Source organism: Streptomyces sp. NPDC057565 (genome assembly GCF_042801455.1).
GTDB lineage: Bacteria > Actinomycetota > Actinomycetes > Streptomycetales > Streptomycetaceae > Streptomyces > Streptomyces yanii.
In genome coordinates, this window is sequence record NZ_JBHVFU010000035.1 from 62,314 (window position 1) to 87,302 (window position 24,989).

Genomic DNA, 24,989 nt, shown 5'->3' on the forward strand with positions numbered 1-24,989 from the left:
CGGAGCGACAACACAGCTGCGTGGAGACGACCGGTTCGAGGCATCATGCGACGTCTTTGATGTACCGAGCCGCGATCAGCTTTTCGGCGAGGTCGGAGGTCACGAAAGCCATGCGTCGGGCCATCCCGACGGCCTGCTGATGGTTGGCTGGCAGGCGCGCATCCTGCATGGGGCGTCCTCGCTCGATGAGCTGCGTCATTTCATCGGTGGGCGGGAACTTGGGGTCGGCTACCGCGATTGCGCTGAGCCGTGTGAGATGGGTACGCAAGCGTTCGACAAGCGCCGGGGTCGCGGCCTCGGACGGCGGCTGGTTTCCGATCGTCGTGTCCAGGTCGTCGAAGATCGCCTCGACGTCGAGCGGAGACCACGCAGTGATCCGCTTCAGGACATGCCTCAAGTCGTCCGGGTCGAGCGGAGGCGTCCACTTCGGGACGTTGGGCGTAGGAGAGACGACGCGCTTCTCCCGAACCGGAGCGGTGAGAGAGATCGTCATGCTGGCACCAGCCCTGGCCGCATGGTGGCGCGCACGGTCTTGCCTTGACCGTTGGCGGAAAAGTAGGTGACGGAGGCGCCGAGCCGCTTGGCTCCCCACAGACCGCGCCCCAGCTCTCCGGCAACGGCCCTGTCGAAGTCTGGGAAGGCCGGGTCCGGGTCCGTGACGTCGATGAGGAGTTCGCCGGCCGCGGTGATGCGCAACCAGACGTCGGGGCCCTGCGCGGCCTCCCCGGGCGTGAGGGCGTGCTTCATCGCGTTGTTCACCAGGATGTACAACACATCGATCGCGGCGTGCTGGCTACCGGGCCAGCTCAGCATCGTGAGCAGCGTCCGGCCCTGAATGCGGGCGATCTTCAGTGCACTGGGGTCGGGTGGGAGTAACAGACGCTTCTCGCGCGAGACGAGCGGCGGCGCCGCGGCAGGTTCCATCGTGATGGGTCCTTCGGTCAGGGAGAGGGAGCACGAGGCCGCCGTGCCGTCGGGACTGAAATCCCACGCATCGGTCATGGAGTTGACGAGGAGGAGGCCCCGGCCTCGGACGATGCGGCGAAGGCGGCTCGGCCAGGCAGTATCCGTCTCGGTAAGGCCATCGGAGAGTGGACCGGGGCACCACTCGATGGACACGTTGTGGGCGGCGGGGGCCTGCACTACGGCTGTCATCGTCATCGCGTCCTTGGATGGCCAGGGGACATCGGGTACTGCGGCGAGGTTCCGAGAAGAGGTAACCGCGCCGCTACACAGCGCTGACAGGTAATTACGGCTTTCCGCTCAGCGCGGCCGACCGGAAATTTTTACCTTGTGCCTTCGCTGGGCGCTCTGGAGCTCTACCGTGCATGCATGACGGGGAATCCCCACTTGGCGGCGCGCATTGAACGTGCTGGGCTGAAACAAGACGAGTTAGCGAACCGTCTGAACCAGCGAATCGAAGCCCTGACCGGGCAGGTCGGAAAGCTGACTGACCGTCATGTCCGGAACTGGGTAACTGGAAAAACCCGATGGCCACAGGCAAGACAGCGGGTCGTACTCGAAGAAGAATTCGGAGTCACCGCGGAGGAGCTGGGCTTCATCCCTCCTGCCGGGCGAACACGAGCACCTTCGGAGGACCCTTTGCGGCGACGCACCTTCACCACGGCTACCGCATCCCTGGCAGCGGCCGCCCTGCTGCCAGCCGCACCGTCAAACGGCTCCCGGCGGGTGGGCATGACCGACGCCGACCGCCTTGAGCGCAACTTTGTGGAACTCGTACAGGCTGACAACGAATCGGGCATAAACGTGAAGCTTGAGACTCGCGCTCTTGCCCACGCTCAGCACGCACTTGACCTGCAAGCCGTCGGCCACGCAGCCACCCGCGTACGTCAGCGGCTGTACTACCTCGCTGCCGCGTTCACCGGCACCGCCCTCTGGGCGGCTGTCGACTCGCAGGAAGCTCAGCGTGCGAGTGGCCATCTGAATCAGGCGATGAAGCTGGCAGGTATGGCCGGGAGCAGCGAGATGCAGATGCGCTTGTGGGGCCATGCCGCGCTTCTGTCCTACCAACAACGCCGCCTACCCGACGCCCTGGCCGCGGCCGAGGCCGGGACCAGGCAGCACATCTGTCGGCAGGACCCCCTCTTCCGCTCTCTCGCCAGCGCTCGCCTGGCGGGCATTCAATCCGCACTCGGTGACCCCACGCCGGCCCTGCGCAGCTTGGAGGTCGCCGAGAAGGCCTACGAGCGAGCGGACCGGGAAGAGGAACGTGCTCCCTGGATGGCGTTTTTTGACCGAGCAGAACTCGATGGCCTGTCCGCCCTGGTTTTCGGTCGGCTGGGGAAACACGCAGAGAGCGAGGCCCACCTACACCGCACTCTGGCGCGGCTACGCCCGGAGTACCACCGAAACCGCACCTACTACGGGTTGAATCTCGCTCTCAGCCAGCTGGCCCAGGGCGAGCTCGAGCAGGCCTACACGACAGTGCTTCCCCACCTGCCTGCACCGGGCAATCGGATGACTGGGCGAACAGGCGATCTTCTGGAACAGTTTGGCCGAGGGCTGACCCGCACAGCCCCCGAATCCCGCATCGCGGTCGAGTGGGCCGACCGCCACGCCGAAGGAGAAAGACACCCGTGACGGTCGACGTAGTGCACTACACCGCCGAGGACCTGCCCAACATCCGGCAGCACATCCTTGATACTCACGTGGAAGTGCGCCAACGCGACTTCGGGCTCACAGGCCCCTTTTACGACGTGGACCGCTTCGACGAGCGGCTGTCCGCATACGCATCCCGGCCCGGTTGGACGGCAGTGTTGGGGTACGAAGATGGCGACGTCGTCGGGTTCTGCTTCGGCACGTCCCTGGCGCCGGACACCAAGTGGTGGGGCAGCATGCTCACGCCCCTGCCTGCCGCCTTGATGGCCGAAAACGGGAAGCGCACCGTCGCGCTGAACGAAATCGTGGTGCGCAAGGCGTGGCGGGGTCGGAGCGTCGCGTGGCAACTGCATGAGGCGTGGCTGACTCACCGGACTGAGGAGCGTGTGACGCTGCTCGTCAACCCCCTCAATGGGGACGGTGCTGTCCAAGCTGTCTATGAGGCGTGGGGCTACCGCAAGTTGGGCGACCAGCAGCCGTTTGCCGACTCGCCAGTGTTCTCGGTCATGCTGCGCGCGGTTGCTCCGGCTGAGAACTAGGCGATACGCACCCTCGTCCTTTGCCTGCGGAGCGTGCACGGGCACCTTGCCCAAAGGGTCATGCTGGGCGTCCTAGGCCGGCACGTACACCGGCCGGTCGAGGTGGGCCAGACCCGTACAGATTCCGTCCCTGGTCGCGCAGGCCCCGACGTCTTGGCGTCGGGGCCTGCGGCGCGTGCACGAGATGAGTAGCGTGCGGCCATGCGCTTTCACTGGGGGCTGGATCGAGCCTGTGATGCCGGTGCCGTATGTGCCGACCCTCGGCCCCGTCCATCCTGATGACCCGGTTCCCGACCTCTTCGCGGCCGTTGTTGAGACTGCTGGCACCGGCCGTTTCCTCCCGTACGACAAATGATTGGCCGGCTGCCGCGGCATTGGCCAGCGGCGCGCCAGGCTGTGCTGCGCCGGTACGACTTTCCCCTCGGCCGGGTGACAACACAGCGGTTCGGCGCAGGCCGGGGGTTCGCAGTCGGTACTAAAGCTGCATGATCACCAAGACTGTGCGGGGCTTCGCTGCCGCTGCACTCACTGTCCTGCCGTTGCTCGCCGCCACTCCGGCCCACGCCCGCGCCGACGTGCTAACGCTCGCGGACGGGAATCAGTAGCTGCCGCTCGCCGCCGAGTCCCGTGACGGCTACGAGCGCACCAGCTTCAAGCACTGTCTCGCTGCACCTGGCCTCGGATCATGCCTCGGCGGCGGTCGCCTGGCGGCTGTTCCTGCCTGAGACCTGGGCGCCCGGGTCTGCGAAGGCCGACCCGGACAAGATCGTCCGCCGCACCGCGTGCCAGATGCCCGACGATATCGGGCATGTGGAGAAGCGGCAGCTCGGTCTCGACATGCTGGATGAGACCCGCTCGTGGGGGATCGACGTGCCGCTGGCCATCGCGGACGCCGGATACGGCGACGCGGCGGCGTTCCGCCTCGATCTGCAGGACCGCGGCCTCAACTACGGCGTGGTCATCTCCACCACGTTGTCGGCTCAGCCCGGCGAAGCCGTGCCGGTGACCAAGCCATACAGCAGGAACGGACGTCCGCCCGAGCGGGAGCGGTCATGACGCCATCTGGAACGTCCCGATGCAAGCAGTGTTGCTGTCCACTACGACGTGGCTCTGAACGTACGGTCGATGGGTTCCGGTTGGTGATCAAAGTGAAGGAATTGGACAAAGGGAGTTCCACCGTTGGGGAACTCCGGGAAGCCGGAACGCACAAGTGCACAAGTTCGGCTGACGGGGTGACAGGGAATGGGGGCGGCCGGTGGCGTGGCTGACGAGGATCACGGCGGACGAGCAGGTCGAGTACCGGCTGCGGGAGCAGGCCGGGTGCTCGGTGGTGGAGGCGCCAGCCGCCGAGACCGTCGTGCTGGAGGGGGCCGGGGGCGAGGGGGTCGACCACCGGCTGCGGACCGAGGGCGACGCCGTGCTCGTGTGGATTGGCACGGGCCTGTCGACCGTCGGTCTGGTCGATGGGGCGGTGCTGGACGAGGAGGGCAAGGGCGCCGCCCGCCGGTTGATGAACGGGTGTCACCCGGCGACTGGGGCCCGGCTGATCCGCTCGCGCACGTCAGCCCGCGCGCACGAGAAAGCGAAGTTGACCACCGCCCGGTTGACCGAGGTGATCGAGGCAGCGGCCGCGAAGCGGGATGTGGAGCCCGCCGACCTGCTGGAGGGCAAGCCCAAGCAGCAGAAGGTCCTTGCCACCCAGCAGCGGATGGTGCACCGGCTCGGTGAGATGCACCGGATACAGGTCGGCACCCTCCACAAGCTGGCCCGGGCCGTCGGCATCGACCTTGCCGACGTCTACGGCGAGAGCGAGCTGGCGGAGGCGTGGGCGCACAAGGATGTGCGGGTCGATGACCGGGTCCGCGGCTGGGACCTGGTCCTGGATCTCCCCAAGTCCGACAGCGTGCTGCAGGGCTTAATGGGCAGCCTGGACGAACGGGAGCTGCGCGGCCTGGTCCACCAGGCCAAGCGGGACATGTTTGCCCAGCTCGAATCGTGGGTCGGGTACGCGGTCGGCAGCGAGTACGGGCAGCCGGTGAGGATCGCGACCGGCGGGTTGATGGCCTGGTCGGTTGAGCACCAGGCGGCCCGGCCGATGGGCGACGGACAGCCCGGTGACCCGCACCTGCACCTGCACGTCACGATCCCCAATATGGCGTTGTGCCAGGACGGGCAGTGGCGGTCGATCGCGAACTCCGGGCAGGACCTGCACCGGCACGCCTCCGCTCTGGACGCGTTCTTCAAGGCACGGGTGCGTGCGCTGATGTACGAGCGGTTCGGGGTACGGCGTGAGCGGAATGAGCGGACCGGCGCCTGGGAGATCGTCGGGATCCCCGAGCACGTGCGCGATGAGTTCTCGCGCCGGGCCGCCCTGGTCGACGCGACGGCTGGCGCCGGCGCCAGCCGGGAGGAGAAAGCCGTGGTTTCGCTGCAGACCAGGCGAGCCAAGCACGCGGTCGACGCCACGACGATGCGGGACAGTTGGCGTCAGCGGGCCGAGGACCTCGGTGTCGATGTCGACGCGATGGTCTCGGCCGCGGCGCCTGGACCGCCCGGACCGGACGGCGGCACGGGCCTCGACGGCCCCGGCAACGGCCCCCGGACCCCGCCGCCCTCCGACCTCGCCGCGATCGTGTTCGACCCCGACACCGGCCTCACACGGTCGGAGAAGTCGTTCAGCCGCGCCCAGCTGCTCGCCGCGTTGGCGAACGCGCTGGAGTATGGCATCGACGATGGACCGGGGCGGTTGGATGAGCTCGCCGACCAGGTCCTGGCCGTGGAGGGCTACGCGGTGCCGGTGCCGGCCTTCGGCTCCACCGTGATGTCGTCCACCGCCCGCTACACCACCCAGGACATCCTCGATGCAGAGGACGTCGTCACCCGCCAGGTCCTGGCCCGGGCCGACGAGGGCACCGCAGTCCTGAGCCCGGACGAGGCCGAGCGGGCGATCACCACCTACCAGCGCGCCGTTGGATACGAGCTGTCCGGTCAGCAGCGCGAGGCAGTCGTCCGGCTGCTGACCGCCGGGCACGGCATCGACACGGTGGTCGGCATCGCCGGGGCGGGCAAATCGACGTTGATGGAGGCGTGCCGGATCGGCTGGGACGCTGCCGGTACCACCTATGCGGGTGCCTGCCTGAGCGCGGTCGCCGCCCAGAACTTGGCCAGCGCCTCCGCGATCCCGTCGCGCACGGTCGCGGCCTGGCTGGAGCGGATCACCAGAGGCAAAGGCCTCGCCGGCATCGACGTCCTGGTCCTCGATGAGGCGACGATGGTCGACGACCGGTCCGCGGCCCTGCTGATGACCGAGGCCGCCCGCACCGGTACCAAAATCGTCGGGATCGGCGACCACCTACAGCTCCAGGCGATCGGAGTGGGCGGCTGGTTCCGCGAGGCGCACCGCCTGGTCCACGGGCTCACCCTCACCGAGAACTACCGTCAGGAGGACGCTGCCGAGCGCCAGGCGCTGGAGGTGTGGCGGACCGGCGATCACGAGCAGGCCCTGAACCTGCTCGCCGCCGGCGGCCGGGTTCACGCCGCCGGCAACGCGGAAGAGGCCCGCTCACAGATCCTCACCGCGTGGGACGAGCTGCGCGGCCGCTGGCCCGACATACACGACCTGATCGCGGGCATGGTCGTCCTCGCCGCCCGCAACACGGACGTCGATGTCCTCAACGCCGGGGCCCAGCAGATCCGCCGCGCCGCCGGTGAGCTCGGTGCCGAGCGCACCTTCGCGCAGCCCGGCGGTCATCAACTCACCCTCGCGGTCGGCGACGCTGTACGGGTCCGCGCCAACGACTACCGTGCCCGCCGCGGGCAGGGCCCGGACCTTCTCAACGGCTACCGCGCCGTCGTCACCGCGATCGATGACGAGCGCCGGGTCCAGATCAGCTGGCGGCTCAAGGGCCGCGGCGGGAAACCGCGAGAAGAGTCGGCCTGGCTGAGCCCCGATCAGATTGCCTCCGGGGCCTTGTCGCTCGGCTACGCGATGACGATCGCCGCGAGCCAAGGCATGACCGTGGACACATCCCTGATGTACGGGCACGGAGCGAACGCCTTCGCGACCTACCCGGGCATCACCCGGGCCCGATCCGAGAACCATCTGTGGCTACCGCTGGCGGTGCTGGAGGACGAGACGACGCAGGCACGCCTGGGAGCTGCCCGCAGCGAGAAGGAACTCCTGCAGCGCGCCGTCCGGGCCTTCGCCCACTACTTGGGCCAGTCGCGGCCGGACGGCATGATCTCCGACCTGCTGCGCGAGCCGCCCGCCCCGGCCGTGCTGCCCATGCAGGCCACCCAGGAGCGGCCCGTCGCCCACGGGACGCCTGCCGAACGGGCGTCCGCAGCAGGACCGGTGCTGCCCTCTGTCGAACAGGCGGAACGGGAACAGGCCCACCGGGCGCCGGTACCTCGCGAGCAGCCGGTGCCCGAACACGCCGTGGATCACGAGACAGTGCCGGAGCTGAGCGAGGACCGGCAGCAGCAGCCGGCCGAGCTTCAGCGCCAGCGCGCGATGCGGGCGATCCCCTCCTGGACGGACCGCCCCTACGGCACGACATCCGACGCCGACCTGCACTGGAAGCCCGGCGACGCCCTTCAGCGGGCTGAGACCTGCGACGAGGGTGCCCTGCAGGACGGTGAGAAGGCCCGGGCCTTGGCCGAGCGGCTCACCCAGGAAAAGGCCCAGGGACAGACCAAGGGCCAGCGCCGCGCCGCCGACGCCATCGTGCTGCTGGACCATGCGGACAACCATCTCCGCACCGCCCGCGAGGAACTCGGCAAGGCGGCGCTCGCCCAGGCCGCGGTCAGCGAAGCTAGCGCCGCGCTGGAACGGCTGGAGGCCAACAACAGCAAGGGCCGCCTCGCGCTCCGGCTGGCCAGCACCTCGAAGAAGGAACACCAGGAACTGACCGAGCGCTACCGCGCCCAGCGCGCCGCAGGATGGAGCGAGGACAGCCGGGCCACGTCCGCGGCGAACACCGCCCAGACCGAAGCCTGGGAGACCATCCGCAGCAGCGAGTTCGCCGACATCTTCCGGGAGATGGGCGCCACCCAGCCCGCACCCCGCAACATCGACGACGTCGCCCGGAAACTCGCTGCCATGCGGGCCCACGTGCCCGCGTTCGCGCAGCGCGTCGACACGAACGACCTCAAGCAGCTTGCGCGCCTGCACGGCCAGGTCACCAAGTACCGGGATTCAGCGGCAATCTACCGGGATAGCGCCACACTGATGGTCGAGGAGCAGGCGCTGCGCCGGACCATCGCAGAAAAGTACGGCGAGCTGCACACCGCAGAGACCAGAGGCAGGCACCTCCACGAACAGCAGCAGGCCGCCGCCGCATCCGTACGGCACGAGCCCGGCTACCAGCCGGCGGCACAGAGCCACTCCGGACCGTCCCGAGGGCTATGACAGTTCCAGCTCCGTGGAAAGGCACCTCATGCTGAGTGCGGAGAAGGCCGACGAAGGCGAACGCTGGGAATAATCCGCCACCGACGGCATCAGTCTCTGACAGCAGCAACCCGCCCCGGGAGAGCACTCGTCCCCCGGGGCTACCGCGCGCCCGGCCGCTGCCCTGGGCCGAGCACTCCCCTGTAGCGCGGAAGAGGTGATGGGTTAGTCGAGGGACTGCAACCTCTTGAAGATCCGCTGGGCGACGGCCGCCTCTGGGCCGTGGATGTCGGTGACGGCGGCGAGGAGTTCGTTGCCGAGCCTGCGAGCGTCATGGGATGGGACCGTGCGCCAGAGGCCGTAGACGCGCCGGGTGGCTTCCTCGGTGTCCGGGTGACCAGGGCCTTGGATCGTGGCCCGCAGGCGCGCGGTGTGCAGGTACCATCCCAGCGCGGTGGCGTGATCATCCATCAGGTGAGCAATGTGTCCCCGGACTTCCCGGATGTGGACGGTGTTCAGGTGCTCGACGCCACACTCGGCGGCAATTTCGATATCGAGCTGGTAGGCCATCCATGCGGCGTCCTGCAACTGGCCGCCGGTGGCCGCAGCGGCGACGGCGGCCAGGCGCTCGCGGAGCACTTCCGGAATCTGGGCCTGAGGGCCGGTCTGCGCGGCGGGGGCGAGTGCCGGGGCGCCCCAGAATGCGGGAGTCACGGTGCCCCAGGGGCGGAACAGCTCTTCGTGCTCGTGCATGGCGGTACGCCCTTCGGTTGTGCGGGTCACCACTTCACCACCCGGCGGACTTCGGTGATTCGGGTCAGGGCGCTCGTGGAGTTGCGCCAGCTGCTGTATGAGACGATCCGGGTCCGCACGCCGGTGCGGGGCGCCTCGATGATCTTGCCGTCGCCGATGTACATGCCGACGTGCCCCGGGCGCGCGTCCGATCCGTCGCTGCCTGGATTGAACACCAGGTCCCCGGGCTTGGGGTCGTCGATACTGACCCGGTCGCCGATGTTGACCTGGTCGTATGTGACCCGGGGGATGGCGACCCCGGCGGCTCGGTAGGCCTGCTGCATCAGAGACGAGCAGTCGCACCAGCGGGCGGACCTCTGGCCGTGGGCGTTGGTGCAGTCGCCGCCGAGGTGGTACCAGCCGCCCCTCTGCTGCAGTGCCCAGGCCACCGCGGTGCGGACCTTGGACGGTGTTCCGGCGGGCAGAGTGTATCCGGCAGGCAGATCCACCTCCTCGCTGGACACGGGGGCGGTGAACTGCCGGGCGGAAGCCATGATGATCTGGACGTAGTTGTATGTCTGGCCTTTGGCGAACTGCTCGTCCGGAATGCCTCGGTACTGGTCTACGCGGCCCCAGCCAGCGTTGTAGCCGGCGAGCGCGAGTTCGAGGGGTGAGCCGTTGTACTGGGGATGTGCCCTGCCCTTCTTGAGCAGGCTGCACATGAACTTCCCCTGCCCGGCGATGGCGTCCGCAGGTTCCCAGACGCTCTTGGTCCCGTTGTCGTTTCCATCCACGGCCCAGGTCGGCCAGGTATCCGGCATGAACTGGGCGATGCCCTGCGCACCGACGTCGGGAGACTCAGCACTCGGGTTGAAGTTCGATTCCTGTTTCAGCTGGGCAGCCAGGATCGACGGCGGCAGCCCTTGGTCACAGTCCGCCGAGGCATTGAGGATCATCGACGCGTACTCGGCCGGGACGCCTCCCGTGCCGATCCTGAGGCTGCCCGCTGTCGGCTCCACGCTGCCCCCGGCCCTGTCGTCGTCGAACGTCGCGATGAGCAGCACGATTCCCATGCCGACCGCGACCGGTGTCATGACCGTCCCACCGACGGCAACGGCTAGCCATCGCTTGACGCGCACAGTCCCCCTAGACCTGCACTCTAGATTTGCGTAAAAGAATCCTGCCGTGCGGTCTGTTCTACTGGGAATAGGCCGCGCTCGGGTCGATTGATGATGCGTAACACTATGCCATCACAGCTCTACGTGACGCAGATTGACAATATGTTTAGTTGTTACGCGCATCAAAGCGATATGGTTCCGAGGTGCTTGTGAACGATGAACAGCGCGCTGGATTAGCCATCGCAAAGAATCGAATCTGCCGTGTGTGGGGGTAAGGGTGGGCAAATGGGAAGGCGCGCTGATGGCGCTACCTGCCGGATCCCGTCTGGTGCTGCCGGTGATGGCAGCGACCGGGGGCAGCGGGCGCTCCACCGTGGCCGATCTGCTCGCCGGAGCGATGACCGTGGCCGGAAGCGGGACGGTTGTGCTCGACACCGCACCGCGCCTGTCCTCGCCCTGGCCCTCGTGGACGGTCGGGCAGGAAGTCGGAGGCCTGGCTGTGCTCCCGCCTGACCGGCCGCTGACCCGATCCGAGGTCCAGCGCGCGGCCGCCTGGCGTCCTGCCGGGCGGGGTGCGGGCTGGCAGGTGCTGACCGACAGACGTGACTGGCACAGTCCGCCGCTAGCGCTTCCGCAGGACCCTGCCGCCTGGCTCCAGCTGGCTGCCATCGGCGGATGGCAAGCCGTCATCGCCGACACCACACACCCTGTCGCCCACGACATCCTTGACGCACGCTGCGCCGGGCGGATCGGACAGACCCGGGCCTGGTGCGAACTTTCCTACGCGGTACCGGTGCTGTGTGCGGCCGCCACCGCCAGCGGCGTCCAGGCCTTGCAACAGGCAGTGATGGCGCTGCATGCCGACGGCATGCCGCTGCAGCGCTCGGTGGCCGTACTCGTCGCACAGACCGACGGACGGCTGCCCGCAGTCGTCCGGGCAGGCGCGGCGATGCTGACCTCCCGCACCGCCGCCGTGGTGCACCTCCCTCACGACCCGCACGTCCGCACTCACGGGCTGCGGACGGCATCGCGGCCGCGCTCACGCACCCGGCAGGCCGCCCACTCGCTCGCCCAGGCAGTCCTGACAGTGGCCGGCGCCACCTGGGGCATGCCGCTTCCCGAGGCGCCGCGCCCCGTGCCGCTCGCTGTCGCTTCCCCTGCTTCCAGACCACTTTGACGAGGTGTCGGCTATGACCTTGATGACCATCCTGCACACCTTGGCTGCTGACCCGGACCTGCACGTACTCGCCAACGGTAAGGACCCGATTGTCCCGAAATACAGCCCAGAGCTTCCCGACGCGGTGAACACCCAGGTCAAGACGATCCTGTCCTGGACGGCCGGGCTCGGTCTCGCAGCATCAGTGGGCGGCGGACTGTTGGGATGGCTCCTGGTGGCGGTGGGCCACAACAGCGAACGCGCACAGCTGGCCGCCCGCGGCAAGCAGTCCGTGCTGTGGAGCCTGTTCGGGGCCGGAGGTATTGGTGTGACCAGCAGCCTCGTCCTCGCGTTCTACAACATGGCGAAGTGAGGCGGCGGCAGATGGACACCCACGACCGCAGCGCCCGGAAGGCCAGAATCACCCTTGCTGGGCTTGCCGCCGCAGGACTGATTGCGGGCGGTGTTGCGGCCTACTCCCTCCTCGGAAATGACGATTCAGCGAAGAAAACAGCAGCCCCCACTGCCACCGCGAAACCAGGACCGTCCGGCTCTGGACCAGATACGGGTGGGCAGGCGATGACGCCGGAGAGAGCGAAGAAGGTACCGCTGAGCGTACCCACTGGGCAGAAGGACGGCGTCTCGACAGGCTTCCCGCACAACTACGTGGGCGCGATCTCGACGGCTGTCTACTTCTGGGAGGAGTACGCATTTCTCGACGACCAGAAGGCCCGTCAGCAATTGATGGCGGTCGTGTCGCCGGACGCCACCGGGTACGTCGACGAGCAGATCTCCGAAGTCCGCAAGATGCGCGAGGGCGCCAACCTGCCGCCGTCCGGCGGAACGCCTGCCGGGATCACCTTCACCACCACCGTCAACGCGGTCCGGGCGCGCACACTCACTAGCTCTGAACTGCCACGCGGAGACGTCATCCACATCTGGATGAACTACGACCGTTACGCGACGACGCCTGAAAAGAGCACGGACGATGACCCGCTCAAGGGCGAGGACATCGACTTCATCGTCAAGTGGCAGGGCGGGGCGTGGAAGCTCACCAACGAACTGGCCTACTGGAAGCAGCGGACCTTCCCCGTCGCCTATTTCCCTGAATCGCCCTATGCATGGCGGGACATGTGGTGGCAGGTGAGGCATGAGGACTGACCGGCCGTTCGCCCGGTTGTGGTGCTTCGTGCTTGCCCTGATGTGCTGCCTGGCCGCTGGGTTGGCTGCGGCTCCCGCCGCCGTGGCGGATCACGGGGGAAAGCACGCCAATTACGGCCCGCCGAAGCCACCCCCTATGAAATGGGCTGAGGGAGGTGATGCCGCAGGGATCGACGACATGGGCCACTGGTGCGTCCTTGACTTTGGCGACTTGGAAGGTTCCTGCCAACCGGCTCCCCCTGGGACGGGTAGGAACACGACCGGCGGTGACATCTGCGAGGGCGCTGACGGTACAGGGGCCGCGAACTGCTCCGAGGAGGGGCGTAGGGCGTTCGAGAAGCGTCGGCTGGCGAAGTGGCGCAAGGAGTATCCGAACAAGGCCGACGACCCGAACGATGAGAAGCTGAACAAGTTCATCACCGACTGTGTCGCCAAGGGCGGCACGTTCAAGGACTGCCAACTTGAGGGCGGCTTCAAGCACCCGCCCAAGGCGAAGACCCCCGTCACCTGGGTGGCCGGGAAGATTTCAGAGATGGCCTCGAACGCTCTAAAGGAGGCCGCCCGCTACATCGGTAAGTCCGTGGTGTGGCTGCTGGAGGAGTTCGCGAAGGTCTTCAACGATTCGTCCACCATCGATTTGTCCAAGACCGGCATCGGTAAGCCGAAGGGCATCATGACGGTCCTCTCCTTGCTGATCGCGACCTTCCTGTTGCTGCTGCAGTTCGGGAAGGTGGCGATCAGCCAACGAGGCGAGCCCGCGGCGACTGCCGTGACGGGGCTGGCGAAGTGGGGGATAATCTCGTCGGTCTACGTGATTGCCATGCAGACGGCTCTGACCTGGTCGGATGCCGTGTCCACCTGGATCATCAACTACAGCTTCCACGGCGGCGGCTCGGGTGCGGGCGATGCAACCAAGGCGATGCAGCAGCAGCTGGGCACCCTGTTCGGCGGCCTGATCACCGGTGGCGGCGGCGCGGCGACCGTGGGCACGGCGCTCATCACCGGTGAAGGTGTGACGGCCGCGGCGGTCGGTGTGATCATCGTGGTCGGCATCGTGTGCATCCTGGCGATCGCCGCACTGTGGATCGAGGTGCTGCTGCGGCAGGCCGGAATCGTGATCCTCGTGGCGACCATGCCCGTGGTGCTGGCCGGGCAGCTGTCCGACTCCACCCAGGAATGGTGGCCCAAGGCCCGCAACGCGCTGATCGCACTGATCCTGATGAAGCCGATGATCGTGCTCTGCTTCGCGATCGGGTTCGGCGCCATGTCCGAGGGCGACGGCGTACAGAACATGTTCGTCGGCCTCGTCATCTTCGTCCTCGCCTGCTTCGCCTGGCCCGTCCTGGCGAAGTTCATGACGTTCTCCACCGTCGGCGGCGGGAGCGCGATCGCCTCCGGAATCATGAGCTCGATCGGCTCGTCCGCCGCATCGATGAGCGGCGGCTACCGGCCGGAGTTGGGCGGGGCCGGGGCGGTCGGCGGCGGCAGCGCCTATACCCGTGCCCTGGAGCAGGACAACGCCCAGACCTCCGCCAGCGGCTCCAACGCCGTGCAGAGCACGGGCAGCGGCACTGTAGGCGGGAGCGGACGGACCTTCGGATCCCGGGTCGTGGGCACGATCGGCCTGCCCCTGCAGGTCCTCGCCGCAGGCAAGGACACCCTCGAGTCCGGCATGGCGAGCACCGCTGGCCACGCCGGTCTCGACCACGGGGCGGCCGGCGGCCGTCACGTCGTTATCGCACAGCGGCGCCATTCCGCCTCCGCCGGACAACCGCAGGAAGCGGACGACGGTGCGCAGAGCACGCTGCAGCCGGTGCAGCCGCCCAGCCCTCCGACTCAGGGATAGCCGATGACACAACCCATCACCTACAGCGGATGGCAATCGGAGAAGTCCGGCTTCATGGGGCGGTTGTCCGGGCCCGGTTTCGCCCTGGTCGCCGTGGCCTGCGCGCTGCTGCTCACCCCCGTCAACCTGTCCAGCTGGGCCGCGGCCGCCGTGTGCGTGCCGCTGGCTCTGCTGCTGCTTCTGCTCGCCTTCGGGCGGGTGAGCGGGCTGAGCGCCGATGAATGGATCCTTCTGGCAGTGAGGCATCAGATCGCCGTGGCAAGAAAACAGAACATCTTCTTCAGCGGGCCGTTCGCCCCCCGATCCGCCCGCACCGGGCACCAGCCGATGGATCTACCCGGCACCCTGGCCCGGCTCCGCATCCTGGAGGCACCCGACGGGCTGGGAGGGTTTCTCGGTGTCGCGCACGACCCGGTGGCCGGTACGTACACCGCCGTTGCCCGCGTCTCCTTCCCCGGCCTGGCGCTGGTGGACAGCGACAAGCAGGCGGCCCGGGTCTCCTCCTGGGCCGCGCTGATGCGCACGTTCTGCACCGAGGACTCGCCCATCACCCGCCTGTCCGTGCACCAGCGGTGCCTGCCCGACGACGGGGCCGCCCTGCGGTCATGGACCGCACAGCACATCACCGCCGACGCCCCGCCGGCAGCGGTGAGCGCGCTGGCCGATGTCATGGAAGGGGCCGGTCCTGCGGCGACCTCACGGGAGACGTACCTGTCCATCACCCTGTCGGCGGCCCGCGCCCGTCTCGCTATCAAGGGCGCCGGCGGCGGCCAGGTCGGCGCCGCCGCCGTCCTGGTACGCGAGCTCCACGCACTGGGCGGAGCACTGAGCACCGCGAGTCTGCAGGTCGTCGAATGGCTCTCCCCGCGGGGGCTGGCCCAGACCGTGCGCACCGCGTACGACCCCGACGCCCAGGTCGCACTCGCCACCGCCAACGCCGCCGCCCGGACACCGGGATGGGAAGGCGCCGAAGAAGGCGTCGACCCGAACCTCACCGGGCCCGCGGCCGCCGAGACCGGATGGGGTACCTACCGCCACGACGGGGCCTGGACGGTCACCTACCAGGTGCGGACCTGGCCGCAGGCCCAGGTGTACGCGACGTTCCTGCAGCCGCTGCTGCGCCCGAGGCGCAACGCCCGGCGCTCGATGAGCCTGGTTTACGAACCGCTCGGCCCGCGCCGGGCCCGCCAGGAGCTCGCGAAGGAGAAGAGCAAGCGGTCTTCCGCCCGGTACCTGCGGGCCAAGACCGGCCGGGACGAGAGCGAAGACGAGCGCCGCGAGGTCAACCTCGCCCGCACCCAGGACATGGCCCGGGCGTCCGGTCAGGGCGTGGTGCGGATGACCGCGGTGCTGTCGGTGACCGTCACCGATCTGGAGGAGTTGGAGACGGCCTGCGCGGAGATGCAGGCCGACGCTGCGGCGGCCGGCCTGGAGCTGCGGCGCATGTGGGGAGCCCAGGACGTCGGGTTCGCCGCGGGCGCGCTTCCGCTCGGCCAGGGACTGCCGGACCGAAGGGTGGGATTCTGATGGGCCTGCTCACCCGCCGCCGCACCGGCGACGACACCCTGCTGAACGCCGCCGGGATCGGCGAGGCCACCGGCATCAACACAACTTCCGTTCCCGCCCAGGCCGGTCCGACGGTCGCTGAGCAGCGCGCCGCCCGCCGTCTCGAAGACGCCGACACCGTGATGCGGATCGCCCCGCGCAAGGGGTGGGCACAGCCGTATGCGGGACGGTCCGCGTCCCTGCCCCGCACGGAGGTGGTGCGCGCCGACACCGGCAACGCGGCCGGCGCGTACCCGTTCCTGCACGCCGGGGCGCTGCCGCCGGTCGGCGCGTACATCGGCCACAACACCCTGACCACGCAGGCGTTCTCCGCCCATCCGGCGGTCTGGGTCCGCGAAGGACTGTGCACCAACCCCAACGTCATGATCACCGGCATTCCGGGGTCCGGTAAGAGCGCCCACATCAAAGCCCTGTGCTTCCGGCTGATGGCGTTCGGCCACCGCACCCTGATCGCGGGCGACGTGAAGGGCGAGTACGCAGGTCTGTGCCGCCACCTGGGAGTCGAGCCGGTCCGGCTCGGCCCCGGTCTGCCCGGCCGCCTCAACCCGCTGGACGCCGGACCCCTCGGCGCGGGCCTCGAACGGATCACGGACTCGGCCGAACTCCGCAGCCGCCTGCAGGAAATCCACCGCCGCCGCCTGACCCTCCTCAAGGCCCTGCTGGAGCTCCAGCTCAAGCGGACGCTGGAGTCACAGGAGGAAGAGGCCCTGGACGTCGCGGTGCGGGAGGTCACAGGCGAGCTGTACGGGCAGACCCGGCTCGCGGTGCCCACCCTGCCGCTGGTCTACGACAAGCTGCGTGACCCCACCGACGCGATGGCCCGGGAACTCCGCGTCCGCGACGGCGAAGTGCAGCGGGCCCGCGAGCAGATGGCCACCATCCGCTCGGCACTCGGCTCCATGGTCAACGGCCATCTGGGAGGGCTCTTCGACCAGGAGACATCAATCGGCCTGGACTGGGAGGCACCCATCCAGTCCGTCGACATCTCCGCCCTGGAGCAGTACGGCGACGAGACGGTCGCCATGGTGCTGTCCTGCGTCTCCTCCTGGGCACAGGCGGCGATCGACCGGCCCGGACAGCGCCCGTGGGTCGTCGTACGGGACGAACTGTGGCGCCAGATGCGCAGTGGCGGTGCGGCCATGGTCCGCAAGATCGACGCCGACCTCAGGCTCTCCCGGGCGACCGGCACCATCCAGATCCTCGCCACCCACCGCCTGTCCGACTTCGAGAGCGTCGGCGCGGCCGGCTCGGAGGCCGTGGCAATCGCCAAGGACCTCATCTCCTCCTGCGAGACCCGCATCCAGCTCGCCCAGGACACCCGCCCGCTACAGATCACCCGCGAGGCGATCGGACTCACCGACGCCGAATGCGACCTGATCGGCTCCTGGGGCGCCGGCCAACGCGGCCGCGCCCTGTGGAAGGTAGGCCGCGGCGGCGGCTCCCACGCCGTCCAGCTCGTCCTCTCCCACACCGAGCAGAAGCTGTTCGAGACCGACGAGCGGATGGTCGTGTGACGGCGACGCGGAAGAGCGGTCCGTCCACCGCTGCCATGGACGACAACACCCTGCTCGCCGCCTACAGCGCGGGCGCCCTGGTCGCGGTCGGCGGCGCGGTACTGCTGGCCGCACCGCTCGCCTCCCTGCTGTCCGGACGCGGATGGGCGACGCGTACCGACAGCGCCCCCGCCACCGTCCTCACCGCCCTCGTACGCGGCCCAGGTGCCGCCTACGCCCCGGCCCCGCCCGCCTGGCTGTTCTACCTGCTCGCCGTCCTCCTGGTCGTCGCCGTCCTCGCCCTGGCCGTCAAAGCCGTCAGCCTCCTCGACCGCAGCGGCCGCACCGGCGGAGCACAGTGGGGCGGGGCGAAAGTAGAACGCAAACTCTCCGCACCCCAGGACCCGGTCAGGCGCGCCAACCGGATCACCGCCGGACGCGGGATGCGGACCAAGAAGATCGTGGCCGCCCAGCCCAACATCTCCGCGACCGTGTTCGGAGTACCCGGATCGTCGAAGACGACAGGGCTGGTACTGCCGAACGCCGCCGAGTGGCAGGGCCCCCTGGTCGTGACGACCACCAAGGCCGCCGACCTGGACATCATCTACGCCCGCCGCCGCCACTTCGGCCCGGTCTGGGTGATCGCCCCCGCCGGAATCCCCGGCCGCACCACCCAGAAGTGGTCCCCGGTGGACTACTGCACCGACGCCAAAGCAGCCGACCGGATGGCCGCGTGGATGGCAGAAGCCTCCTCCTCCGGCGACGACAAGCGCGCCGCCCCCTGGATCGACCAGGCCAAGAGCGTCCTCAAGGGCATCCTGCTCGCCGCGAACCTCTCCGGCGGCGGCGTCAGCACGATGCGCCGCTGGCTCGGGCTGGGCAAGGACGCCGTCGACCACGTCCGCGCCGTCCTGCTGCAGCACGGCTACACCGAAGTCGCCGACGACTACGCATCCCCCTGGCTGCGACTCCACGAGGACGGCATCGGCAGCATCCAGTTCAGTCTCAACGTGCTGGCTCGCGTCTACGCCGACGAAGAAGTCCGCGAAACGTGCTCGGGCACCGACTTCACCGTCGAGGAGCTTCTGGAGCAGAACGGCACCGTCTGCCTCATCGCGTCCGAAGCCGACGCCGAACGCTTCGCGCCGCTGCTGACCTCGATCATCGCGTCGATCATCCACGGTGCTGAAGTCCGCTACAACACCACCGGAAAGCCCTTGAACCCGTCGCTGGGCGTCATGGTCGACGAGGCCGGCAACATGCTCCGCTACCCGAGGCTGCCGAACATCCTCACCACCGGCCGCGGCATGGGCATCGACGTCCTGACCGTGTGGCACGACCTCTCCCAGCTCCGCGACCGGCTCGGCAGCCAGAAGGCCAACACTGTCCTGTCCGCGAGCGGCCTGCGGATGCTGCTGCCCGGCTGCGGCGACCTGGAGACCCTGCGCTACTTCTCCGGCCTGTACGGGCGAACCGAGGTGATGCGGACCTCCCACGGCCGCTCCCGCGGCGAGTACTCCACCAACACCTCCGCCACCGAGACCGACCTCGCCCCGGTCCACTCCCTCCAACAGCTGCCGAACTTCACCGCGATTGCCCAGTACTCCAACCAGCCCCCGATCAAGGTCCGGATGCGGCTCACCTTCCGCGACAAGGACCTCAAGAAGCTGCTGACCGCCCCCGTTCCCCCGACGGGGACGGTCAGCTTCACCAAAACCGCCGCACCAGGGAAGGCCGACACCCGTGTCTGACGCCCTCGACAACCCCGCCTCCCTGTGGCCGACACCACCAGCCGCTGCCGAGCAGGAGCCTCAGCGGTGGGTGTGGGCTGCCATGCAACCGCCGGAGCGGCGTGCCCGGATGCGCGAACTCGCGACCTGGGTCACCTGGTTGCGCCGCACATTCGAACTCCACAACAACATTCCGCCCTGCTGGTACCGCCACCCGCCCGTCGTCGAGCACCTGACCGCCCTGTACATCGGCTGGCTGCGCACCTATGCAGGCGAGCAGACAGCCGGGCGGGAGCTTGCCGAGGCCGACTGGATCAACACCCTGCATAACTTCACGCCCCGCCTGCAGCTGGCCGCCTGTGCCAGCGGCCGCCACCAGGACCCGCCGCCGCTGGTGCCGCCACCGCCCGACGCCGACGAGGCGTTCGAGGTGTACCTGGTCACCGCCGAGGCCACCACCACGGCGGCCGCGCATCCGGCCGCGGCCGAACTGGCTCGGCGCACCGCTGAACTGGACGCGTTGTTGTAGAGGTGTTGTCGCGCCGCAGAGACAGTACTCACGCGAAGGGAGGAATCGATGGGGGACGAGGGACGGTTTGCGCCTGAGGGGGTTGCTTCAGGCCGACGCCCACTTGATGGAACTCACCGCCTCCGAGCAGCAGCCCGGGGAACCCACAGCCCTCGCGACCGCACCGGTACCCGCCGTCCCGCAGCCGTCAGCGAGTACCACGAGTACGTGCCCGAAACCGTGGCGACGCCGGCAGCCCCGGAACCCCCGCCGCCCACCAAGCCGGACACTGCGACACCGAACGCCGCCCCCGTGCCGGAAAGTGTGGCCGCCGCTGCCAGGCAAGCCCACGGCTTGTTCACCCCCAAACCCGCGGTCCGGGTGCCCAGCGCGGCCGTGCCACCCGCCACTTCTGAAACGCTCGGCCCGGACACCGCACGGGCCAGTAGTCCGCTGCCTGTGGTGCTGACCCCCGGCGCACAGCTCGGCCTCTTCGCCCAGAACGAGGACGCCGCCCCCATGAGCACGCCCACCGAGGAAGCCGATTTGGCCACCGGCGACGCGATACGCCCTGCACGCACCCCGCCGCAAGCCGAAGCGATCAGCCAGCAGCGAGATGACGTCCCGGAGATCGCCGAACCGCTCCTGCCAGCCGATGTTCCGGAGCCGCTGCTTCCGCCCGCGACACCCGACCGTATGGAGAAGCCCCCATGGCCACACTCACCGTTGACCCTATCCAGGCGGCCGCCGAGGTCTCCCGGGTCAGTCAGCCGCCCGTCCCTGACCCGCAAGCGGCGCCGCCATCCGCACTGGAGGAGCGGGCGCGAGCGAATGCCGAGGCGGCGATGCCCGAGGCGCAGCGCAAGCTTCCGCTGTGGACCGGAAACGACCTCCCGGACGGGGCGGGGTGGACCGCACGCGACGGGGTTCTGTACGACGGATACGGCGCCCCGACATGGAAGTTGAAGACACCCGTTGGCGTCTCGACCCCGACGCAGGCGCCAGCGGTCCCGCCCGCACCGGCCGCTGCTTCCACGGAAGTGGGCCGCACCGATCCGGGGAACGCCTATGGTCCCGCGGACCTGTGGGCTGCCAACCTCATCGAACCGGTGGGCCTGCCCGAGGCGTTCGAGCGGGTGGAGGAGGCATGGGCCGACATCGTTCCGCCCGACCTGGGCACCGCCCAGGACCTCCGCGCCGCCGTCGACAACGATCTGCGCATTCTGGAAGAGCAGTGGCAGCGCACGGTGCCCAGCCCACAGGTTGCAACGGACAGTGTGGGTCCGCAGCCCGCGGCCGCTGCCTCCGCCCCCGCCAGTGCGGCCGACCCTCAACTGGCAGCCGCCGCGGTCCACACGGCCCTGCAGGAGGCCGATCGTCATGCTCCGGCGCTCAAGGACTCGCCGCAGTGGCAGCAGCTGCAGACTGTCCGCGGCGCTACCGCCCATCTGTGGGATGTCATCAAGGAGAAGGCTGGCCCCTACTTCGAGCGGCTGGCCGACGACGTGCGCGTCCAGGGGTTCTGGCGCACGTTCTCCGCCCGCACCTGCGACACCATCGCCCGCTGGGCGCACGCCGGGGCCGACCGGCTGCGCAGCGGCGCCACGCGCCCGGACCTGCCGACCGCCGAGGCGCTGCTCAAGGTCTCCGACGCGGCCCTGGCCTACAGCAGTCCGCGCAGCGAGCGGCCCGACGCCGACACCGTGACCGCCGCCCAGGACCAGAATCTCGCTGAAATCTGCCAGCTGCGCAGCACCTTGCGGTCGAACGCCCCGATGCCGTACGCCACGCGGGACGACGTCATGAAGGCCTCTCGCGAGATTGCCAAGGCCTTCCAGGCCTGGGCGGACACCGACATGGGCAAGGAGCTCAGCGCCTCCCCGCACCGCCGTGTAGCGGAGTTCCGCGAGGCCTGGCAGCAGCTGCCGCCTTCGGAGCTGCCTGCCGGTCTTGGGCCGGCGGCCGGGCCCTACAGTGCGGTGGCCGAACACGCGCAGGGGATCGTGCAGCGTGCCCAGGCACAGCCAGGCCGGTTCAGCCCAGCCGACCTCGCCGCCCTGAAGACGATGGCCGATCTCGCCGCGCACCACGGCGGCCGGCTCGCGGCGACCCTCCCACCGGGCCTCACCGGACCTGCCACCCCGGCCGCATCCGCCCAGCAGAGTGCGTCCCGCCCCGCGGCGGCGACCCTTGGGCCGGCCGCCCGGACGGGTGCGCCCCGTCTCTCGACCTGAGGCAGTTGTTGTCCCCACTGAGAACCGAAGGAGAACGCGCTGAGCACGCCGGAAGAGCCCACAGGCGCGGTGGTGGAGGCGGTAAAGCTCGAAGCACCGCTACTACGGCTGTTGACGGACCCGGAGATCCTGGAGCGGGAGGCCCGGTTCCTTCGAGCGGAGGACGCTGCCCGACGCCTCGCGCAGCCACTGCAGGAGTAGCGCGCGAGCCCGGACCCATGTAAGTCCGGGCTCCTGCTCTCTTCTCCGGACCGGCGACAGAGGCCAAAGCTTCACGGAATTTGAGGTCCCGAGCTTGTCGGAGCCGTCGGCCCTGGTGTCGGGCTGGGGCCCTGCGCCGTCTCGCCAGCGCCTCCTACGCCGAGGAGGAGCGCGACGACGGTGACCCGAGGCTTCCATCTGCCAGCTTCCTGTGTACCGGAGGTTTCCACGACTAGCCTCCGCAGCATGCTGCGTATCGCCGACGCCCGCACGGGTCGCCTCGTGGAGATTCCCTCCGCGCACCGCCACCTCCTGCGCATCTGCGTCCATCTGCCGGTCGCCGACAACGGGATCGGTGCAGTGCACCTGCGTGTGCTGCTGCTCGGCGACGTACTGGCGCGCACCGCTGAGCTGCACGGCCTGCAGACCCTCACGGTGCTCACCGTGCATGACCTGCCGCAGGAGCAAGTTCAGGCGCTCGACCGGGTCATGGCCGTACTCGGCATCCACCCGCCCGCCACCGTCCGTGCTCACGATCCGAGCGGGACACCGAGCGCTGCTGCCGACGTGCATGTGCTCGCGCACGGTACTGACCAGCAGGACAGCGTTGGCGGGGTACGGATCGATGTGGGCCGGGTCGGCGCGGCACCCCCGGACGAGGGAGGCCCAGGCTCCCCGGACACAGCCGCCCCAGAGGGAACCGACCCGCTGGCTATCAGGATGCTGTTGCTCGGCCATGCCTACCGCACGCCCGTCATGGTCACCGGTGCCGCGCTCGTCGAGGCCCGGCGGACACTGCGGCACTGGCGGCACCTGGTGGCCGACTGGGCGCAGGAGCCATCCAGGCCGATCCCTGTCGACCTGCTGCGACAGGCTCATGCCGCGCTCGCCGACAATCTCGGCGTCCCCGCCGTCCTGGACATGTTGCGCAGCGTGGAGAGGGACGCGGACGTGGCGGCCGGTGCCAAGTTCGAGACGTTCGCCCATTTCGACCGCGTCCTCGGGCTGGACCTCGCGCGCGAGGTCGGCCACCAGGACCAGGTGACACCATGACCTCGGGCGACTCCCGATGCCTGGTCGTGCTGCGGCACGCCAAATCCGCCTGGCTCGACGACGTGGCCGACCACGAGCGGCCTCTCGCCCCGCGCGGCCGTCGTGACGCCCCGGCGGCCGGCCCCTGGCTGCGCGAGGCCGACTGTGTTCCCGCCCTGCGCTTCCTGTCGGACGCGCACGGGCTGCCCCCGGCCGGCTGAAGCCCATGGCCCGCAAGGGAATCGGGTCGGGCGGACGCCGGGGGCCGAAGTCGGGTGATCGAGCCGACGATCTCCTGGCCTCCAGGCTCCCGTAGGCCTGGACGAGTCATTCCGAATGCTGACGGTGTGTCCGGGAACGCAGGCAGGGCGTCCAATATTCGAGCGTTGGCCAGCCCGCGTGCCACGTGCAGGACGATTTGGGCGCGGAGGTGCAGCTGGTACTCGGTCTTGTGGCCCCAGGCCATCTTCTTCAGCCGGTGCCGCTCGCTGGCAGCCAGGGCTATCGGGCATGCGGTGGCAACGGGCACGGACACCTCTCGACCGCTGGTCGTGGCCTGGCAGAACTACTTATTTCTGCGAGGCATATGCGTCGACATGTGCCTGCAGGGCGCCGTGCGTCGGCGGAGCGGCCCGGTCCACGCAGTCGGTCCTCAAGGGGAGACCGGGGGACCGGGTGCCCGATGTTCGACTCCGGCGCCGCCTTCAGGCGTGCCCAGGGACGGCGACGCGAAGATCGAGGAGCTGTTGCGTATGCACGGGCACGTGGTCTTCGGCGAGGCCATCTATGAGGCTTGCCAGCGGAATCGGCTGGTCCAGCACGAGTGCGTCATTGGAAAGGAGGAGCGACGGCACCAGAACCGAGGCGGCTTCCTCGTTGAGTTGATCGGCGATGTCGCACAGGACGGTGGCCTGGCTCCGGACATGATCAATCAGGTCCGCCCGACCTGAGTGCTCGGTGATGATCCGGTCAAGATTCCAGGTGTCGAGGGAGATCCGGTTGTCGAAGGTGGGCCGTGAGCCGGCGACGACGCCCAGAGCAACCGCTGCGATCGAGGCGTCGACGCTGAGGAGATGGGCCAGTATCTGGTCGGCGTTCCATCCGCCATTGTCCGCGTCGCCGAGGTCGGGGATGGCCGCCGCATCGAGCAACCTGTCGTAGGCGCTGCGAAGTACTGTCGTGTCCATAGCGTGCTTCCTTCATTCGGGGCGTGTCGAACTCGAATCCCGCTCCGCTGCCTCAGCGACGCGTTTGATGTTCGCCAACCGCCGGTCCCAGTAGGCCGCGAGCGAGGCCATCCACCGTGCCGTCGTGTCCAGCGCTGCGGGCCGCACTGCATACCGCACCTCGCGTCCGACCCGGCCGCCGGAAACCAGCCCGGCGGCCTCCAGGACGGCGAGGTGCTTGACCACCGCCTGCCGCGAGACGGGAAGTCGTTCGGCGAGCGTCGTGGCAGTGGCCTCGCCCTGTGCGGCGAGCAGGTCAAGCAGTTGACGTCGCGTCGGGTCGGCCAGCGCACCGAGGACGCTGTCGACGACCTCGGCGGCGCCGGGACGTTCTTCCGTCACGCGGAGGGCTGTTCGGCGCGTGTCTTGAGCGCGTCGAGCTCCAGGGGCCAGCCTTCGGTGTGGTCCTTCAGGTTCTGACTGCGCAGCTCCTCGGACC

The 24,989-nt window shown here is 69.0% G+C and carries 20 protein-coding genes and 1 pseudogene; 15 read left to right on the top strand and 6 right to left on the bottom strand.

Going from position 1 to position 24,989, the window contains the following annotated elements; all coding sequences use genetic code 11:
- Positions 1 to 43: 43 nt before the first annotated feature.
- Both ACFU8W_RS36265 and ACFU8W_RS36270 read right to left on the bottom strand, forming a co-directional pair.
- Positions 44 to 493: a DUF6415 family natural product biosynthesis protein gene (locus ACFU8W_RS36265; protein ID WP_384046759.1), complete on the bottom strand. Its 450-nt coding sequence runs from the start codon at positions 491 to 493 to the stop codon at positions 44 to 46.
- Positions 490 to 1,002, bottom strand: a complete 513-nt coding sequence (locus ACFU8W_RS36270) for an ATP-binding protein (RefSeq protein ID WP_384046762.1) — start codon at positions 1,000 to 1,002, stop codon at positions 490 to 492. Before ACFU8W_RS36270 ends, ACFU8W_RS36265 begins: the two co-directional genes overlap by 4 nt.
- A 330-nt stretch (positions 1,003 to 1,332) precedes the next feature.
- Here ACFU8W_RS36270 and ACFU8W_RS36275 point away from each other — a divergent pair, with 330 nt between their 5' ends.
- From ACFU8W_RS36275 to mobF, 4 genes are all read left to right on the top strand, one after another.
- Positions 1,333 to 2,601: a Tat pathway signal protein gene (locus ACFU8W_RS36275; RefSeq protein ID WP_384046765.1), complete on the top strand. Its 1,269-nt coding sequence runs from the start codon at positions 1,333 to 1,335 to the stop codon at positions 2,599 to 2,601.
- On the top strand, positions 2,598 to 3,158 hold the full coding sequence (locus tag ACFU8W_RS36280; RefSeq protein ID WP_384046768.1) for a GNAT family N-acetyltransferase: 561 nt from the start codon (positions 2,598 to 2,600) through the stop codon (positions 3,156 to 3,158). The genes ACFU8W_RS36275 and ACFU8W_RS36280 overlap by 4 nt, the downstream gene beginning before the upstream one ends.
- Before the next feature lie 627 nt (positions 3,159 to 3,785).
- The gene (locus tag ACFU8W_RS36285; RefSeq protein ID WP_384046772.1) at positions 3,786 to 4,214 is read left to right on the top strand and encodes a transposase; all 429 of its coding nucleotides are present in this window, start codon (positions 3,786 to 3,788) and stop codon (positions 4,212 to 4,214) included.
- Between the two features lie 199 nt (positions 4,215 to 4,413).
- Positions 4,414 to 8,568: a MobF family relaxase gene (gene mobF, locus ACFU8W_RS36290; protein WP_384046775.1), complete on the top strand. Its 4,155-nt coding sequence runs from the start codon at positions 4,414 to 4,416 to the stop codon at positions 8,566 to 8,568.
- Between the two features lie 204 nt (positions 8,569 to 8,772).
- On the opposite strand, the gene ACFU8W_RS36295 is transcribed toward mobF, so the two are convergent.
- On the bottom strand, positions 8,773 to 9,330 hold the full coding sequence (locus tag ACFU8W_RS36295) for a hypothetical protein (RefSeq protein WP_384046778.1): 558 nt from the start codon (positions 9,328 to 9,330) through the stop codon (positions 8,773 to 8,775).
- The gene (locus ACFU8W_RS36300) at positions 9,327 to 10,373 is read right to left on the bottom strand and encodes an NlpC/P60 family protein (RefSeq protein ID WP_384046781.1); all 1,047 of its coding nucleotides are present in this window, start codon (positions 10,371 to 10,373) and stop codon (positions 9,327 to 9,329) included. The genes ACFU8W_RS36295 and ACFU8W_RS36300 overlap by 4 nt, the downstream gene beginning before the upstream one ends.
- Before the next feature lie 325 nt (positions 10,374 to 10,698).
- Between ACFU8W_RS36300 and ACFU8W_RS36305 the strand changes: the two genes are divergently transcribed.
- From ACFU8W_RS36305 to ACFU8W_RS36355, 11 genes and pseudogenes are all read left to right on the top strand, one after another.
- Complete coding sequence (locus ACFU8W_RS36305; RefSeq protein ID WP_384046784.1) at positions 10,699 to 11,574, top strand: hypothetical protein; 876 nt, start codon at positions 10,699 to 10,701, stop codon at positions 11,572 to 11,574.
- 13 nt (positions 11,575 to 11,587) lie between these two features.
- Positions 11,588 to 11,926: a hypothetical protein gene (locus tag ACFU8W_RS36310; protein WP_384046787.1), complete on the top strand. Its 339-nt coding sequence runs from the start codon at positions 11,588 to 11,590 to the stop codon at positions 11,924 to 11,926.
- Between the two features lie 206 nt (positions 11,927 to 12,132).
- On the top strand, positions 12,133 to 12,714 hold the full coding sequence (locus ACFU8W_RS36315) for a hypothetical protein (protein ID WP_384046790.1): 582 nt from the start codon (positions 12,133 to 12,135) through the stop codon (positions 12,712 to 12,714).
- A 211-nt stretch (positions 12,715 to 12,925) separates the two neighbouring features.
- On the top strand, positions 12,926 to 14,560 hold the full coding sequence (locus ACFU8W_RS36320) for a hypothetical protein (RefSeq protein WP_384046793.1): 1,635 nt from the start codon (positions 12,926 to 12,928) through the stop codon (positions 14,558 to 14,560).
- A gap of 3 nt (positions 14,561 to 14,563) precedes the next feature.
- A complete protein-coding gene (locus tag ACFU8W_RS36325; protein ID WP_384046796.1) occupies positions 14,564 to 16,087 on the top strand; it encodes an SCO6880 family protein in 1,524 nt (507 codons plus the stop codon).
- Positions 16,087 to 17,640, top strand: coding sequence for a type VI secretion protein (locus ACFU8W_RS36330; RefSeq protein WP_384046798.1), 1,554 nt, complete (start codon positions 16,087 to 16,089; stop codon positions 17,638 to 17,640). Before ACFU8W_RS36325 ends, ACFU8W_RS36330 begins: the two co-directional genes overlap by 1 nt.
- A 35-nt stretch (positions 17,641 to 17,675) precedes the next feature.
- Positions 17,676 to 19,370 carry a type IV secretory system conjugative DNA transfer family protein gene (locus tag ACFU8W_RS36335; RefSeq protein ID WP_384046813.1) on the top strand — a complete coding sequence of 565 codons (1,695 nt, stop codon included), beginning with the start codon at positions 17,676 to 17,678 and terminating at the stop codon, positions 19,368 to 19,370.
- Positions 19,363 to 19,878, top strand: coding sequence for a hypothetical protein (locus ACFU8W_RS36340; RefSeq protein WP_384046801.1), 516 nt, complete (start codon positions 19,363 to 19,365; stop codon positions 19,876 to 19,878). The genes ACFU8W_RS36335 and ACFU8W_RS36340 overlap by 8 nt, the downstream gene beginning before the upstream one ends.
- Before the next feature lie 689 nt (positions 19,879 to 20,567).
- Complete coding sequence (locus ACFU8W_RS36345) at positions 20,568 to 22,091, top strand: hypothetical protein (RefSeq protein ID WP_384046804.1); 1,524 nt, start codon at positions 20,568 to 20,570, stop codon at positions 22,089 to 22,091.
- A gap of 447 nt (positions 22,092 to 22,538) precedes the next feature.
- Positions 22,539 to 23,345 carry a hypothetical protein gene (locus ACFU8W_RS36350; RefSeq protein WP_384046807.1) on the top strand — a complete coding sequence of 269 codons (807 nt, stop codon included), beginning with the start codon at positions 22,539 to 22,541 and terminating at the stop codon, positions 23,343 to 23,345.
- Positions 23,342 to 23,521 (top strand): annotated as a pseudogene (locus tag ACFU8W_RS36355) (histidine phosphatase family protein); the annotation flags it as partial. The gene ACFU8W_RS36350 and the pseudogene ACFU8W_RS36355, both read left to right, overlap by 4 nt.
- Before the next feature lie 507 nt (positions 23,522 to 24,028).
- Here the strand turns inward: ACFU8W_RS36355 and ACFU8W_RS36360 are convergent.
- On the bottom strand, positions 24,029 to 24,511 hold the full coding sequence (locus ACFU8W_RS36360; RefSeq protein WP_345509456.1) for a hypothetical protein: 483 nt from the start codon (positions 24,509 to 24,511) through the stop codon (positions 24,029 to 24,031).
- Between the two features lie 12 nt (positions 24,512 to 24,523).
- Positions 24,524 to 24,892, bottom strand: coding sequence for a helix-turn-helix transcriptional regulator (locus tag ACFU8W_RS36365; RefSeq protein WP_031095228.1), 369 nt, complete (start codon positions 24,890 to 24,892; stop codon positions 24,524 to 24,526).
- Positions 24,893 to 24,989: the final 97 nt, after the last annotated feature.

Bases quoted from the DNA above. Each gene is read 5' to 3' on its own strand.
- ACFU8W_RS36335 (WP_384046813.1), top strand. From the start codon at position 17,676: ATGGACGACAACACCCTGCTCGCCGCCTACAGCGCGGGCGCCCTGGTC.
- ACFU8W_RS36325 (WP_384046796.1), top strand. From the start codon at position 14,564: ATGACACAACCCATCACCTACAGCGGATGGCAATCGGAGAAGTCCGGC.
- ACFU8W_RS36310 (WP_384046787.1), top strand. From the start codon at position 11,588: ATGACCTTGATGACCATCCTGCACACCTTGGCTGCTGACCCGGACCTG.
- ACFU8W_RS36360 (WP_345509456.1), bottom strand. From the start codon at position 24,511: ATGGACACGACAGTACTTCGCAGCGCCTACGACAGGTTGCTCGATGCG.
- ACFU8W_RS36275 (WP_384046765.1), top strand. From the start codon at position 1,333: ATGACGGGGAATCCCCACTTGGCGGCGCGCATTGAACGTGCTGGGCTG.
- ACFU8W_RS36265 (WP_384046759.1), bottom strand. From the start codon at position 493: ATGACGATCTCTCTCACCGCTCCGGTTCGGGAGAAGCGCGTCGTCTCT.
- ACFU8W_RS36330 (WP_384046798.1), top strand. From the start codon at position 16,087: ATGGGCCTGCTCACCCGCCGCCGCACCGGCGACGACACCCTGCTGAAC.
- ACFU8W_RS36305 (WP_384046784.1), top strand. From the start codon at position 10,699: ATGGCGCTACCTGCCGGATCCCGTCTGGTGCTGCCGGTGATGGCAGCG.
- ACFU8W_RS36350 (WP_384046807.1), top strand. From the start codon at position 22,539: ATGCTGCGTATCGCCGACGCCCGCACGGGTCGCCTCGTGGAGATTCCC.
- ACFU8W_RS36270 (WP_384046762.1), bottom strand. From the start codon at position 1,002: ATGACCGATGCGTGGGATTTCAGTCCCGACGGCACGGCGGCCTCGTGC.
- ACFU8W_RS36315 (WP_384046790.1), top strand. From the start codon at position 12,133: ATGACGCCGGAGAGAGCGAAGAAGGTACCGCTGAGCGTACCCACTGGG.
- ACFU8W_RS36345 (WP_384046804.1), top strand. From the start codon at position 20,568: ATGGCCACACTCACCGTTGACCCTATCCAGGCGGCCGCCGAGGTCTCC.
- ACFU8W_RS36300 (WP_384046781.1), bottom strand. From the start codon at position 10,373: ATGACACCGGTCGCGGTCGGCATGGGAATCGTGCTGCTCATCGCGACG.